The following is a 13,638-nucleotide window of genomic DNA, read 5'->3' on the forward strand; positions in this document are numbered from 1 at the left end:
CGGCACAATCCACGAGCGGGGGAGAGAGGCCATGTCGATCCTGGTGCCGATCGAGGATGCGAAGACCACGCTGCTCGACCTCTGCCAGCGGGTGGAGCGCGGCGAGGACATCGTGCTGACCCTGAACGGCCGGCCCGTTGGCCGGCTGGCGCCCATGGGACCGCCGGACACCGCGCCGCGCCGGCGGCCGACGGGCCTTCATCGAGGCGCGGTGGTGGTCCACGACGGCTTCGACGATCCCCTTCCCGACCTCGAAGAGCGGTTCTATTGCGGCTCCTGATCGACACCTGCGCGCTGCTGTGGGCGATGGGCGCGCCGGAACGCCTGTCGCCGCGCGTCCGCGCGCTGTTCGAGGACGCCGGCAACGAGATCCTGGTCAGCGCGGCGTCGGCGTGGGAGATCGCGATCAAGCGGCGCGCCGGCAGGCTGGAGCTCTCCGGCGACACGGCGGCGGTGATCCATGACGCCATCCGCCTCTATGCCCTGACCGTGCTGCCGGTGTCCCTGGATCACGCGTTGGCCGCCGGGGCGCTCCCATTGCACCATGCCGACCCGTTCGACCGCATGCTGATCGCCCAGGCGGAGACGGAGGGGCTGCCGCTGGCCTCTCCGGACCGGCATTTCGCCGCCTACCCCATCGAAACCGTCTGGTGATGCGGGCGGAGCGGAAAGCCCGGAGCCCGATGCCACAAGAGATCCCGAGGGAGAAGACGCCACCATGCCCGCGCTCACCGATTCCCCCGCCTGGCAGGCCCTGCTCCGCCACCGCACGGCCATGGACGGCGTGCACATGCGCGACCTGTTCGCCGCCGACCCCGGCCGCTTCGAGCGCTTCTCGCTGGAGGCGGCCGGGCTGTTCCTCGACCCCTCCAAGAACCGCATCACCGACGAGACCGTGGACCTGCTGATGGCCCTCGCCCGCCAGCAGGACGTGGAGGGCTGGCGGGCGCGCATGCTGGAGGGGGCCCGCATCAACACGACCGAGGACCGGGCGGTGCTGCACACCGCCCTGCGCAACCGCTCCGGCCGGCCGGTGCTGGTCGACGGCCGCGACGTCATGCCGGACGTCCAGGCGGTGCTGGACCGCATGGAGCGGTTCGTCGGCCGGGTGCGGGATGGAGAGTGGACCGGCTACACCGGCCACACCATCACCGACGTGGTGAACATCGGCATCGGCGGCTCCGACCTCGGCCCGGTGATGGCGACCGAGGCGCTGACCCCGTTCCTCCACCCGGAGATCGCCGTCCACTTCGTCTCCAACGTCGACGGCACCCACATCCAGGAGACCCTGGAGTGGCTGGACCCGGAAACCACCCTGTTCGTCATCGCGTCCAAGACCTTCACCACCCAGGAGACGCTGACCAACGCCCACAGCGCCCGGCGCTGGTTCCTGGAGGCGGCCGGCGACGAGGCCCACATCGCCCGCCACTTCGTCGCCGTCTCCACCAACGAGGCGGCGGTGCGCGCCTTCGGCATCGACCCGGAGACCATGTTCGGCTTCTGGGACTGGGTCGGCGGGCGCTATTCCCTGTGGTCGGCCATCGGCCTGCCGATCGCGCTGGGCATCGGCTTCGACCGCTTCGCGGAGCTGCTGGACGGCGCCCACGCCATGGACGAGCATTTCCGCACCGCGCCGCTGGAGCGCAACATGCCCGTCGTGATGGCGATGCTGGGGGTGTGGTACGTGGATTTCTGGGGCGCCGCCGCCCACGCCGTGCTGCCCTACGACCAGTACCTGCACCGCTTCCCCGCCTACCTCCAGCAGCTCGACATGGAGAGCAACGGCAAGCGGGTGGACCGCGACGGCGCGCCGGTCGGCCACGCCACCGGGCCGGTGGTGTTCGGCGAACCCGGAACCAACGGGCAGCACGCCTTCTACCAGCTGATCCACCAGGGGACGGCGCTGGTCCCCTGCGACTTCCTGGCCCCGGCGCAGACCCACAACCCGGTGGGCGACCACCACGCCATCCTGCTGTCCAACTTCTTCGCCCAGCCCGAGGCGCTGATGCGCGGCAAGACGGCCGACGAGGTGCGGGCCGAGATGACCGCCGCCGGCAAGGCGGCGGAGGCGGTCGAGGCACTGGTGCCGCACCGCGTCTTCCCCGGCAACGTGCCCACCAACAGCCTGGTGTTCGAGCGCCTCGACCCGCGCACCCTGGGCGCCCTGGTGGCGCTCTACGAGCACAAGGTGTTCGTCCAGGGGGTGGTCTGGGGGATCAACTCCTTCGACCAGTGGGGGGTGGAGCTGGGCAAGCAGCTGGCCGGCCGGATCCTGCCGGAGCTGGCGGAGGGGGCACCCCCGGCGACCGCCCACGATTCCTCGACCAACGGGCTGATCGCCTGGTTCCAGGCGCACCGCTAGGCCACCCCATCCGCGCCCGCACCGGACGCTCTCTGTTGTGGCGTCCGGCGCCCGCGGCCACTATATTTGCGCCATGCCGATCCGCCGCCTGCCCGACACCCTGGTCAACCGCATCGCCGCCGGCGAGGTGGTGGAGCGACCCGCCGCCGCCGTGAAGGAGCTGGTGGAGAACGCGCTGGACGCCGGCGCCACCCGGATCGACGTGGTGGTGCGCGACGGCGGCAAGAGCCTGATCGCCATCACCGACGACGGCTGCGGCATGGACCCGGACGAGCTGGCGCTGGCGGTGGAGCGCCACGCCACCTCCAAGCTGGCCGGCGACGACCTGCTGGACATCCGCACCCTGGGCTTCCGCGGCGAGGCCCTGCCCTCCATCGGCGCGGTCAGCCGGCTGACCATCGCCAGCCGGCCGCGCGGCGCCGACGCCGCCTGGTCGATCGCGGTCGACGCCGGGGCCAAGGGCGCGGTGCAGCCGGCGGCCCTGGCCCAGGGCACGCGGGTCGAGGTGCGCGACCTGTTCGCGGCGGTGCCGGCGCGCCTGAAGTTCCTCAAGACCGACCGCACCGAGCTGGACCACGTCCAGGACACGCTGGAGCGGCTGGCCATGGCCCACCCCGGCGTCGCCATCACCCTGGCCGATGACGCCCGCTCGCTGCTGCGCCTGTCGGCGGCCCAGGGCGAGCTGCTGGACGCGCGGCTGGTGCGCCTGGGCGCGCTGATGGGCCGCGACTTCCAGGAGAACGCGGTGGCGGTGGAGGCGAGCCGGCAGGGGGTGCGGCTCAGCGGCTGGATCGGCCTGCCCACCCTGCACCGGCCGACGGCGCGCCAGCAGCACCTGTTCGTCAACGGCCGCCCGGTGCGCGACCGGCTGATGGTGGGGGCGGTGCGCGGCGCCTACGCCGACTTCCTGCCGCGCGACCGCCACCCGCTGCTGGCCCTGTTCCTCGACCTCGACCCGCTGGAGGTGGACGTCAACGTCCACCCCGCCAAGGCCGAGGTGCGGTTCCGCGACACCGGGCTGGTGCGCGGCCTGATCGTCGGCGCGCTCAAGCACGCCCTGGCCGGGGCCGGCCACCGCGCCTCCACCACCGTCGGCACCGCCACCCTGGGGGCGCTGCGCCCGGCGGGGGCCGGCGCGCCCCTGCCCTATGGCGGCGGGGCGTATGGCGGCGGAGCGTATGGCGGCGGAGCGGTGCCGCGCGGCCTGTCGGACCGCGCTGCCGCCTTCCAGGCGCCGCTCTCCGGCTTCGACGCCGCGCCGTCCGCCCGCCCGGCCGCGACCGACGGTTGGCCGGGGCCGACGGGCGTGGCGGGCGAACCGCCGCCGGCCGCCGACCATCCCCTGGGGGCGGCGCGGGCCCAGGTCCACAACACCTACATCGTCGCCCAGACCGCGACCGGCATCGTCATCGTCGACCAGCACGCCGCCCACGAGCGGCTGGTCTACGAGCGCATGAAGGCGGCCCTGGTGGCCGGCGGCGTCACGCGCCAGGGCCTGCTGATCCCCGAGGTGGTGGAGCTGGACGAGCCGGCGGTCGCCCGCCTGACCGCCCGCGCCGCGGAGCTGGCCGAGCTCGGGCTGGTGCTGGAACCCTTCGGCCCGGGCTGCGTGATGGTGCGCGAGGTGCCGGCGCTGCTGGGCCGCGCCGACGCCAAGGCCCTGGTCAAGGACCTGGCCGACGAGCTGGCCGAGCTGGGCGACGCCCCGTCCCTGAAGGAGCGGCTGGAGGAGGTGTGCGCCACCATGGCCTGCCACGGCTCGGTGCGCGCCGGCCGCTCGTTGAACCTGGAGGAGATGAACGCCCTGCTGCGCCAGATGGAGGCGACCCCCCATTCCGGCCAATGCAACCACGGCCGCCCCACCTATGTGGAGCTGCGGCTGGCCGACATCGAGCGGCTGTTCGGACGGCGGTGACCGCGAGACAGCAGCCGGCCGGGACGATGGGCCGATGGCTGTGCGCGCAATTCAACCCGTCCGGCCGCAGACGATCCCTTGGCGAGAACCAACCGGCATTATAAACTACCTCTGGTGATCAAACGCTGGTGCTGCGCCCATGGATTCTCCTCTCCCCGCCGTCCTGGGTGCCCTCATCCTCGGCGGCGCGATCTTCCGTTGGCGGACGCTGGGCTCCGACGCGTTCTATTTCGCGGCGCGGGTGACCGCGTTCGTGTTCGTTGCCTTCGCGATCGGGACGGTCTGCTTCACGCGGGCGTACGCCGTCACCTTCTTCCAGGCCTTCGTACGGTACGACGAGATGACCCTGCTGTATGCTCCCGTGGCCTGCCTGTCCTATCTGGGCTACCGTTACGTCGCGGAGCGGGACTCGACCATGTTGCCGATACGCCTCATCGCGGCGGCTGCGGGCGGTCTCTTGCTCGGAGTCGTGCTGATGCGTGTCGACACTTGGGTGCACGCCAGTTTCGGGATCACCTGGCTCAACCTGTTCGAAAACGTGTTGTTCATCGGATTCTTCGCCGTCATCGCGGCGGTCCACGTCCTGCTCGGCCCGATCCTCTCGGCCTACAATGTCGCGTTCATCATCCACGCGCTGGTGACGGGGACGACGTGGGAATGGTTGAGTGTGTTCAGCCTGCTCGACTTCCTGAACGTCCACGCCCTCTGGCTCAAATGGGCCATCCTGGCCGCGTCGACGGGCCTCGGGCTGGCCGATTGGATCAAGACGCTGACCGCGGCTGACCGGTTCTGACGCCAGCCCCCGTCACGCCTGGACGACCCACCCCTCGCCGAGCGCCCGCGGGTCGACCCCGGCCAGGGTGACGTTGCCGCCGGCGAAGAACACCACCGCGCCATGGGCGCCGGCCACCACCGTGGGGGTTGCGCCGGCGGCCAGCTCCAGCCGGTCGCCCTCGCCGAGGTGGAAGTCGACAATCCAGTTGTCGCCGCTGTCCGTGCCGAAGGCGAAGGTGTCGGCGCCGCCGCCGCCCACCAGCACGTCGTTGCCGGCCCCGCCGTCCAGGCGGTTGGCGGCGGCGTTGCCGGTCAGCCGGTCGTTGCCGGCGCCGGTGGTGGCGTCCTCGATGGTGACGCCGAAGGCGATGACGAAATCGTCGGCGGCGGCGACCGAGGAGAAGTGGCCGGGGGTGAGGTCGACCTGCTGGTCGCCGGCGAGGGCGGAGAAGTCCAGGCGGTCGTGGCCGCCGGCGTCCCACAGGGTCGAGGGATGGGTCGCGGTGTAGACGTCGTCGCCGGCACCGGTCGCCATGTTGGCGCCCCAGCGCGCCTGCAGCGCGGCGATGTCGTAGAGCGCCAGGGACTCGCAGCCCGCCGCGGTGTGCGGGTTGCTGTTGTAGGACATGACGGTGAACAGGTTGTTGTCCTGGTCGGCCGGCAGATAGGGGCCGGCGGGCGGCGCCCCGGCGGCGTCGTAGTGGCCGGGGTGCTTCAGGGTGAAGGCGTGGCCGATCTCGTGCAGCATCACGTCGCGGCCGTAGTCGGAGTCCAGCGGGATGGCGCGGTGGATGGTGACCAGCGCGTCGATTTCGCGGTCCGTCACCGTCCCGTTCGCGTCGTAGACGTAGTCGTAGTAGAACTGCGCGTTGCCCCCCAGCCCCAGCATCGAGCCGCTGGCGAAGCTGAAATCGGCGTCCACCCCGTCCGGCGCCTCGACCAGCCGGATGTTGGCCACCGCCTCGTAGCGGCCGAGCAGGTCGCGCACCACCTCCCGCTCCCCGGCGTCCAGCGCCTCGAAGCCCGGCAGGCCGCCCCACGGCCGGTCGGTGGGCATGCTCTCCTCGAACCGGTAGGTCAGGGTGAGCGGCGCCGCGCCGGTGGTGTTCCACACCGCCACCATGTCCTGCATGGGAAACAGCAGGGAGGCCGCGGCCTGCTCCGGCGACAGAGGGGCGATGGTGCTCATTTCGATGCCACGCATTGGAGGGACGCTCCCCCCAATGTGGCACCCCCTGTGCGCCGGGTCGTGTGACCTTGCGCGCCGCGCCGTGTGACAAGGAGCGGCGCGGGCTAGAGGTCGCGGCGGCGCAGCACCTCGTCCATGCCGCCCATGCGGTACCAGCGGTAGCCGTAGGCCTCGAGGGACACCCGGTGCACCCCGTCGCCGCCGGCCCGGCTGTGCTGCTCCGCCAGCAGGTTGACCAGCGTGTCGGAGCCGCCGTCCGGGCCGGGATCGAACGCGGCGGGGCGCGGTGCCTCCGCCAGGTTGTGCAGGGACACCATGGCGTTGCCACGCCAGTCGTAGCGCAGCGCCAGCACCGCGGGGTCGCCCGCGTCGAGCACCGTCATCGCGCCCCAGCCGATCTCCGGGCACTCCTTGCGCAGGCGGATCAGCCGCTCGATCCAGTTGAGCAGCGAGCCGGGGTCGCGGCGCTGGTGGGCCACGTTGACCCGGGCGCAGCCGAACGGCCCGTCGGCGATCACCGGGCGGAACGGGCGCGCCGCCGCGGTGAAGCCGGCGGCGTGCTCCGATGTCCACTGCATCGGCGTGCGCACCGCCTCCCGCTCGGCCAGGGACAGGTCCTCGCCCATGCCGATCTCGTCGCCGTAGAACAGCACCGGCGTCCCCGGCAGGGCGAACAGCAGGCTGTAGGCCAGCTCGATGCGCCGGCGGTCGCCGCCCAGCATCGGCGCCAGACGGCGGCGGATGCCGCGGCCGTAGAGCTGCATGCCCGGCTCCGGCCCGAACGCCGCGAAGACCCGGCGGCGCTGCTCGGGCTCGAGGCGGCCGAGGTCGAGCTCGTCGTGGTTGCGCAGGAAGGTCGCCCACTGGGACGCCTCCGGCAGGCCGCGGGTCGCCTCCAGGGCCTCGACCAGCGGCCCCGCCTCGCCGGTGGCGAGCGCCAGGAAGCAGCGCTGGTTGACGGGAAAGTTGAACATCATGGTCATGCGGTCGGCGTCGTCACCGACGTAGTCGATGGTCTGGTCGGGCGGCACGTTGGCCTCGGCCAGCAGCACCACGTCGCCGCGCCGCCACTGGGCGAAGGCGCGGAAGAATCGCAGCAGGTCGTAGCGCGGCCCCTCCGGCTGCGCCCCGGCGCCCTGGCGTTCGATGACGAAGGGCACGGCGTCGATGCGGAAGCCGGCGACCCCCAGCTCCAGCCAGAAGCCCATCACCTTCAGCAGCTCCGCCCGCACCGCCGGGTTGGCGATGTTGAGGTCGGGCTGGAAGGCGTAGAAGCGGTGGAAGTAGTGGGCGCCGGCCGCCTCGTCCCAGGTCCAGGTGGTGTCCTGGACGCCGGGGAAGACCATGCCCTGGTCGGCGCCGTCGGGCTTCTCCCTCGACCAGACATAGTAGTCGCGGAACGGCGAGCCGGGGTCGCGCCGCGCCGCCTGGAACCAGGGATGCTGGTCGGAGGTGTGGTTGATGACCAGGTCCATGATGATGCGCAGGCCGCGCTGCTTGGCGGCGTGGGCGAACTCCACGAAATCGCCGAGCGAGCCGTAGCGCGGGTCGACGCCGTAGTGGTCGGTGACGTCGTAGCCGTGGTCCTGGCGCGGCGACGGCTGGAACGGCATCAGCCACACGGTCGAGACCCCCAGCCCCTGGAGGTAGTCGAGGCGGCGCATCAGCCCCTTGAAGTCGCCCACTCCGTCGCCGTCGGCGTCCATGAAGCTGCCGACCGACAGGCAGTAGATCACCGCGTTCTTGTACCAGAGATCGTTGATCATTCCCGCTCCTCACCCCGTGTTCCCGGAGATGAACAGGGCTGGGGCGGCAACGCTCCGGTCCGGCGCCGATCACCGGGCTGGGATCACCGGGCGGGGATCACCGGGCGGGGATCACCGGGCGGGGATCACCGGGCGGGGATCAATGGGGGCTGAGCAGCTTGAGGCCGAGCAGGCCGAGGACGATCAGGCCGATGCAGGCCAGCCGCGCCAGGCCCGCCGGCTCGCCCAGCGCGGCGATGCCGACCAGGACGGTCCCCACCGCGCCGATGCCGGTCCACACCGCGTAGGCGGTGCCGATCGGCAGATCGCGCACGGCGATGCCCAGCAGGGCGACGCTGCCGGCCATCGCGGCCAGGGTCACCAGGGTCGGCATCGGACGGGTGAAGCCCTCGGTGTGTTTGAGGCCGACCGCCCAGACGATCTCCAGGAGACCGGCGGCCAGCAGCCAGAGCCAGGCCATCACGCCCCCTCGACGACCGCGAACAGGATCTTGGTGTCGCCGTAGCGGCGCTCGTCGAGGCCGCGCAGCCCGGGGGGCGGGTCGAGGGGGGCGTCCACCGCCTCCTCGATCACCAGCACCGCGCCGGGGGCCAGCCAGCCGGTCCGGGCCAGCGCCGCCACGGCGCGCGGCGCCAGCCCCTGGCCGTAGGGCGGGTCGAGGAAGACCAGGGTGGCGGGCGCGGCGGCGCGCGGCGGCCGGGTGGCGTCGGCGCGCAGCACCGTGCAGCGCGCCGCCTCGCCCAGCGTGGCGACGTTGGCCCGCAGCGTGTCCAGCGCGGCCCGCCCGGTGTCGAGGAAGCAGGCGCTGGCGGCGCCGCGCGACAGCGCCTCAAGCCCCAGAGCGCCGGTGCCGGCGAAAACGTCGAGCACCGCGGCCCCCTCCACCGCGGAGGCGCCGCCCGGGCCCCAGCCGCCATGGGTGAGGATGTTGAACACCGCCTCGCGGGTGCGGTCGCTGGTCGGCCGCACGTCGCGCCCGGCCGGCGCCGCCAGGCGCCGGCCGCGGTGGCTACCGCCGACGATCCGCACGGCCGCCGCCGTCGCGCGGTGCGGGCTTCGCCGGGCCGCCACGACCGGACGGCCGCTGCGGCCCGGCAGGCTTGCCCGCCGGCCTGGCGGCCGGTTTGCCCTGGGGTCTGCGCTCGCCCTGCGCCGCGTCCTGGGACTGGCCCTTGCGATCGGCCTGGGGCTTGCGCTGGGGCGGCGACGTCCGCTCGGCCGGGGATGTGCGCTTGGACGCGGGCTTCCGCTCGGTCGGGGACGTCCGCTCCGCCGCGGATGTGCGCTTGGACGCGGGCGTCCGTTCGGTCGGGGACGTCCGCTCCGCCGCGGACGTGCGCTTGGACGCGGGCGTCCGTTCGGTCGGGGACGTCCGCTCCGCCTGCGACGTGCGCTTGGACGCGGGCTTCCGTTCGGTCGGGGATGTGCGCTCCGCCTGCGACGTGCGCTTGGCCGCGGACGTCCGCTCGGTCGGGGACGTCCGCTCCGCCGGGGATGTACGCTTGGCCGGGGCCGTCCGCTTGGCCGGGGGTCTGCGTTCAGCCTGGGGCGAGCGCTCGGCCGGGGGATTGGCGGCGGCCGCCGGCTTGGCCAGGGTGGGGCGCCCGGGCGTCGCCTTGCGCGTGGCCGCCTTGGCATGACCCGAGGGGGCCTCCGCCGCGTCGACGCCGTCGCGGGCCCGGAAGAAGCCCATGACCTGGTCCTTGACAACCCGCCGCGGCGCCTCCTCCACCGCCCCCTCCTCCAGCTTGCCGAGCTGGAAGGGACCGTAGGCGGTGCGGATCAGCCGGGTGACCTGGAGCCCCAGCGTCTCCATCACCCGGCGGATCTCGCGGTTCTTGCCCTCCTTGAGGCCGACGGTGAGCCACGCGTTGGTGCCCTGGACACGGTCCAGCGCAGCCTCGATCGGGCCATAGGTCACGCCGTCGATGGTCAGCCCCTTGGCAAGGCCGGCCAGCTGGCGCTCGTCCACCGCGCCGTGCACGCGCACGCGGTAGCGCCGCGTCCATCCCGTCGCCGGGAGTTCCAGGAAGCGCGCCAGCTCGCCGTCGTTGGTGAGCAGCAGCAGCCCCTCGGTGTTGAGGTCGAGGCGACCGACGGAAACCACCCGCGGCATGCCCGCCGGCAGCTTCTCGAAGACGGTGGAACGCCCCTTCTCGTCGCGCGCCGTGGTCACCAGCCCGGCCGGCTTGTGGTAGCGCCACAGGCGGGTCGGCTCCGGCTCGGGGATCGGGGTGCCGTCGACCAGGACGATGTCGCCCGCCGTCACCACGCAGGCCGGGCTGTCCAGCGTGCGGCCGTTGACGGCCACCCGCCCCTCGGCGATCCAGCGCTCCGCGTCGCGGCGCGAGCACAGGCCGGCGCGCGCCAGCCGCTTGGCGATGCGCTCACCGCCGGTCTCGGGCGACTCGGCGGCGTCGGAACCGGCACCGGGCCGGGGGTCGCGGGGGCTGTCGGAAGGGGGCGTGTCCATGGCCGGGACCATAGGGCCAAGCCGCCCCACCCGCAACGGCGTCGTCAGTCCTCCAGACGGAAGCCGACCTTCATGATCACCTGGTACTGGGCGACCTTGCCGCCGCGGATCGCCCCGCGGATCTCCTGCACCTCGAACCAGTCGAGGTGCTGCAGCGACTGGGAGGCGCGCTCCACCCCGTTGCGGATGGCCTCGTCGATGCTGCCTTCGGCGGTGCCGACGATCTCGACCTTCTTGTAGACATGGTTTTCCATAGCGGATGCCCCCGGCGAACGGTGAACGAGACCCCCACCTTGGCCCCGAACGGGTCGGTGATCAACGGGGCGCGCTGCCGCGCGCCGCTGTGCCCGGACGGCGCCGCTTGACGGCGGCGCACCGGGCGCGCCACGCTGGGCGGCGATGGAACCGGCATCCCCCATGGAACTGGCGCTGGCCGAGGCCGAGGCGGCGGCGGCGCGCGGCGAGGTGCCGGTCGGCGCGGTGGTCGTCGACCCGGCGAGCGGCGCGGTGCTGGCGCGGGCCGGCAACCGCACCGAGGAGCTGCGCGACCCCACCGCCCACGCCGAGGTGCTGGCGATCCGCGCCGCCTGCGCCGCGCTGGGCTCACCGCGCCTGCCCGGCCTGGACCTCCACGTCACCCTGGAGCCCTGCGCGCTGTGCGCCGCCGCCATCAGCTTCGCCCGGCTGCGCCGGGTCTATTTCGGCGCCTACGACGCCAAGGGCGGCGGCGTCGAGCATGGGCCGCGGTTCTTCACCCAGCCCACCTGCCACCACGCCCCCGAGGTCTATGGCGGGTTCGAGGAGCGGCGGGCGGCGGCGCTGTTGCGCGGCTTCTTCAGCGGCCGGCGCTAACCCCCACCCTGCCCCCGCCGGTACCCGGACGGCAGGTTCTCGCGGAAGAACACGTCCATCTTGACGGGCGGCACCGCCACCGTGGCCGGCTCCGCCTCGCCGCGCTGGAGGCGGTGCAGCAGGTCCAGCGCCCCGGCCAGGATGGCGTCGGCGTCGGAGTTGATGACCGCGTCCATCGTTCCCTCGATCAGCAACTGGCGGGTGTCGCCCGACAGGCCGTGGCCGATGAAGACGACCGCGGCGGCCTTGCCGCGCTCGCGCAGGGCCCGGCCGATGCCGGCGGAGCTGCCGCCGACGTTGTAGATGCCGACGAGGTCGGGGTTCTGCTCGATCAGCGAGATGGTGTGGCGGTAGTTCTCGTCGGCATCGTCGTGCCCCTCGCGGGTGCCGACCGGGCGCAGGTGGGGGAAACGCTCGGCCAGCAGGCCGAGGAAACCGGCCTCGCGCTCGGAATGGGCGCGGTAGTTGGGACTGCCGGCGACCAGCCCGATGCTGCCCGGCGCGCCGCCGCAGAAGCGGCCGAGCAGGAAGCCGGCTGTGCGCCCGGCGGCCCGGTTGTCCAGGCCGAAATAGGCGACCCGGCCATGATCGGCAAGGTCGGAGACCATGGTGACCACGTGGCGGCCGGCCGCGGCCACGTCCTCCACCGCCTCGCGCACCGCGGGATGGTCGATGGCCATGAAGACGATCCCGTCGGCCCAGGCCGCCTGGCGGCGCACCGCCGCGGCCAGCGCCCCGGCGTCGAAGCTCTCGATGAAGAAGCAACGGATGCGCGCCCCGTCGCGCGACTTCGACGCGGCAAGGGCGCGCAGCTTGTCGCCCAGCAGCCGCAGATAGGGGTTGGTGCCCATGGGCAGCAGGAACGCCACGTTGGGCGGCGGCGGGCAGGCGAGGCGCGCGTGCTCCTCCGGCGCCAGATAGCCGAGGTCCAGCGCCGCGTCGAGCACCCGGCGCACGGTGCGCGCCTTCACCCCCTTGCGACGGTTTAGCACCCGGTCGACCGTGGCCGGCGACACCGCCGCGGCATCCGCCACGTCGCTCAACCGCGGCGCCCGCTGCGCGTCCGTCCGCCCGCCCGCGCCGCCGGGCGAGTCCGATGACACCTCAAAATCCATCATCTCTTCCCGTTTGATCTCGCGGTCTCTTGTTCCTAACGTTGTCGGAGCTGATTGTTGGCGGCGGGACGATGGCTGCGTCTCGCACACGATACCTCAAAACACATCAAGGGAGGGAAGGAATGAACGACACGTCCAAGGGTCCCGCCGGCCATCGCCTGAGCCGCCGCACCACGCTGGCCCTGGGGTTGGGGGCCGGCGCCGCGGCCATGCTGCCCGGGCGCTCGCGCGCCGCGTCGGTCAAGCTGCGCTACGGCCACAACAACGAGCCGGCCAGCGTGGCCGGCGCCCAGGCCGACTGGTTCGCCGAGGCGGTCGGCGCCCATTCGGGCGGCGACCTCGCGGTGGAGGTGTTCCCGTCGTCGCAGCTCGGCAAGCTGAAGGAGCTGGCCGAGGCGGTGTCGCTGGGCACCATCGCCTTCTCCCACAACACCGCCGGTGGCATCGGCTCGCTCTACGAGCCGTTCGCGGCGCTGGACACGCCCTACCTCTACCGCGACGTCGACCACCTGATGAAGGTGATGGACGTCACCTCGCCGGTCATGACGACGCTCAACCAGGGCCTGATCCAGGCCGCCAACATCCGGGTCATCTACGCCCACTATTTCGGCCGCCGGAACCTCACCGCCAACATGGCGGTGCGCAAGCCGGCCGATCTCGCCGGCGTCAAGATCCGTGCCGTTCCCTTCCCGATCTACACCACGGCGGTCGAGGGGCTGGGCGCCGCCCCGGTGCCGGTGGACTGGTCGGAGGTGCCGACCGCCCTGGCCACCGGGATCGTCGCCGGCCAGGAGAACCCGGTCAACGTCGTGCTCAACGTCAAGCTCTACGAGGTGCAGAGCCACCTGATGCTGACCGGCCACATGTCCAACGCCGAGGTGGTGGTGATGAACGAGGACGCCTGGCAGGGTCTGTCCGCGGCCCACAAGGAGGCGGTGACGGCCGCCGCCGCCGAGATCCGCGACCGCGCCACCAAGGCCATCGAGGAGAACGAGGCCAAGGACACCGAGGCGTTGCGCCAGCTCGGCATGACGGTGATCGGCCCGGACGAGGGGCTGGAGGTCGACGCCTTCCGCGCCTCGGTCAGCGCGCTGGTGCAGCAGCGCTTCGGCGCCAAGTACGGCGAGCTGTACGAGATGATCAAGGCGGTCGGCTGATCGGCGGCGGCAGGCAGGGACACGGGAACCCAGGG

Annotated in this window: 14 protein-coding genes; 7 read left to right on the forward strand and 7 right to left on the reverse strand. The window is 72.7% G+C overall.

Annotated elements, in window-relative coordinates; genetic code table 11:
- The first annotated feature begins 31 nt into the window (after positions 1 to 31).
- From AC6H2I_RS22790 to AC6H2I_RS22810, 5 genes are all read left to right on the forward strand, one after another.
- A complete protein-coding gene (locus tag AC6H2I_RS22790) occupies positions 32 to 280 on the forward strand; it encodes a type II toxin-antitoxin system Phd/YefM family antitoxin (protein WP_497503044.1) in 249 nt (82 codons plus the stop codon).
- Positions 268 to 654 (forward strand): type II toxin-antitoxin system VapC family toxin, encoded by a 387-nt coding sequence (locus AC6H2I_RS22795; protein WP_497503045.1) that lies wholly within the window; start codon positions 268 to 270, stop codon positions 652 to 654. The genes AC6H2I_RS22790 and AC6H2I_RS22795 overlap by 13 nt, the downstream gene beginning before the upstream one ends.
- A gap of 64 nt (positions 655 to 718) precedes the next feature.
- A complete protein-coding gene (gene pgi / locus AC6H2I_RS22800) occupies positions 719 to 2,362 on the forward strand; it encodes a glucose-6-phosphate isomerase (RefSeq protein WP_497503046.1) in 1,644 nt (547 codons plus the stop codon).
- A gap of 73 nt (positions 2,363 to 2,435) precedes the next feature.
- On the forward strand, positions 2,436 to 4,277 hold the full coding sequence (mutL, locus tag AC6H2I_RS22805; protein ID WP_497503047.1) for a DNA mismatch repair endonuclease MutL: 1,842 nt from the start codon (positions 2,436 to 2,438) through the stop codon (positions 4,275 to 4,277).
- Between the two features lie 139 nt (positions 4,278 to 4,416).
- Entirely contained in the window at positions 4,417 to 5,070 is a 654-nt protein-coding gene (locus tag AC6H2I_RS22810; protein WP_497503048.1) for a hypothetical protein, read from the forward strand.
- A gap of 12 nt (positions 5,071 to 5,082) precedes the next feature.
- On the opposite strand, the gene AC6H2I_RS22815 is transcribed toward AC6H2I_RS22810, so the two are convergent.
- The 6 genes from AC6H2I_RS22815 to AC6H2I_RS22840 all read right to left on the reverse strand — a co-directional run bounded on the left by AC6H2I_RS22815 (position 5,083) and on the right by AC6H2I_RS22840 (position 10,733).
- On the reverse strand, positions 5,083 to 6,255 hold the full coding sequence (locus AC6H2I_RS22815) for a M10 family metallopeptidase C-terminal domain-containing protein (protein WP_497503049.1): 1,173 nt from the start codon (positions 6,253 to 6,255) through the stop codon (positions 5,083 to 5,085).
- A gap of 89 nt (positions 6,256 to 6,344) precedes the next feature.
- Positions 6,345 to 8,006, reverse strand: coding sequence for an alpha-amylase family protein (locus tag AC6H2I_RS22820; protein WP_497503050.1), 1,662 nt, complete (start codon positions 8,004 to 8,006; stop codon positions 6,345 to 6,347).
- Positions 8,007 to 8,145: 139 nt separating this feature from the next.
- Positions 8,146 to 8,466 (reverse strand): quaternary ammonium compound efflux SMR transporter SugE, encoded by a 321-nt coding sequence (sugE, locus tag AC6H2I_RS22825; RefSeq protein ID WP_497503051.1) that lies wholly within the window; start codon positions 8,464 to 8,466, stop codon positions 8,146 to 8,148.
- Complete coding sequence (gene rsmD / locus AC6H2I_RS22830; RefSeq protein ID WP_497503052.1) at positions 8,466 to 9,035, reverse strand: 16S rRNA (guanine(966)-N(2))-methyltransferase RsmD; 570 nt, start codon at positions 9,033 to 9,035, stop codon at positions 8,466 to 8,468. The genes sugE and rsmD overlap by 1 nt, the downstream gene beginning before the upstream one ends.
- Positions 9,016 to 10,479 (reverse strand): pseudouridine synthase, encoded by a 1,464-nt coding sequence (locus AC6H2I_RS22835; RefSeq protein WP_497503053.1) that lies wholly within the window; start codon positions 10,477 to 10,479, stop codon positions 9,016 to 9,018. The genes rsmD and AC6H2I_RS22835 overlap by 20 nt, the downstream gene beginning before the upstream one ends.
- 44 nt (positions 10,480 to 10,523) lie before the next feature.
- Complete coding sequence (locus AC6H2I_RS22840; protein ID WP_497503054.1) at positions 10,524 to 10,733, reverse strand: dodecin; 210 nt, start codon at positions 10,731 to 10,733, stop codon at positions 10,524 to 10,526.
- Between the two features lie 163 nt (positions 10,734 to 10,896).
- On the opposite strand from AC6H2I_RS22840, the gene AC6H2I_RS22845 reads away from it, so the two are divergent.
- Positions 10,897 to 11,331, forward strand: a complete 435-nt coding sequence (locus AC6H2I_RS22845) for a nucleoside deaminase (RefSeq protein WP_497503055.1) — start codon at positions 10,897 to 10,899, stop codon at positions 11,329 to 11,331.
- Here AC6H2I_RS22845 and AC6H2I_RS22850 read toward each other — a convergent pair.
- A complete protein-coding gene (locus AC6H2I_RS22850; RefSeq protein WP_497503056.1) occupies positions 11,328 to 12,434 on the reverse strand; it encodes a LacI family DNA-binding transcriptional regulator in 1,107 nt (368 codons plus the stop codon). The genes AC6H2I_RS22845 and AC6H2I_RS22850 overlap by 4 nt on opposite strands.
- Before the next feature lie 134 nt (positions 12,435 to 12,568).
- On the opposite strand from AC6H2I_RS22850, the gene AC6H2I_RS22855 reads away from it, so the two are divergent.
- Positions 12,569 to 13,603 carry a TRAP transporter substrate-binding protein gene (locus AC6H2I_RS22855; RefSeq protein WP_497503057.1) on the forward strand — a complete coding sequence of 345 codons (1,035 nt, stop codon included), beginning with the start codon at positions 12,569 to 12,571 and terminating at the stop codon, positions 13,601 to 13,603.
- Positions 13,604 to 13,638 lie beyond the last annotated feature (35 nt).

The sequence above is a fragment of the Azospirillum sp. NS33 genome, assembly GCF_059703765.1.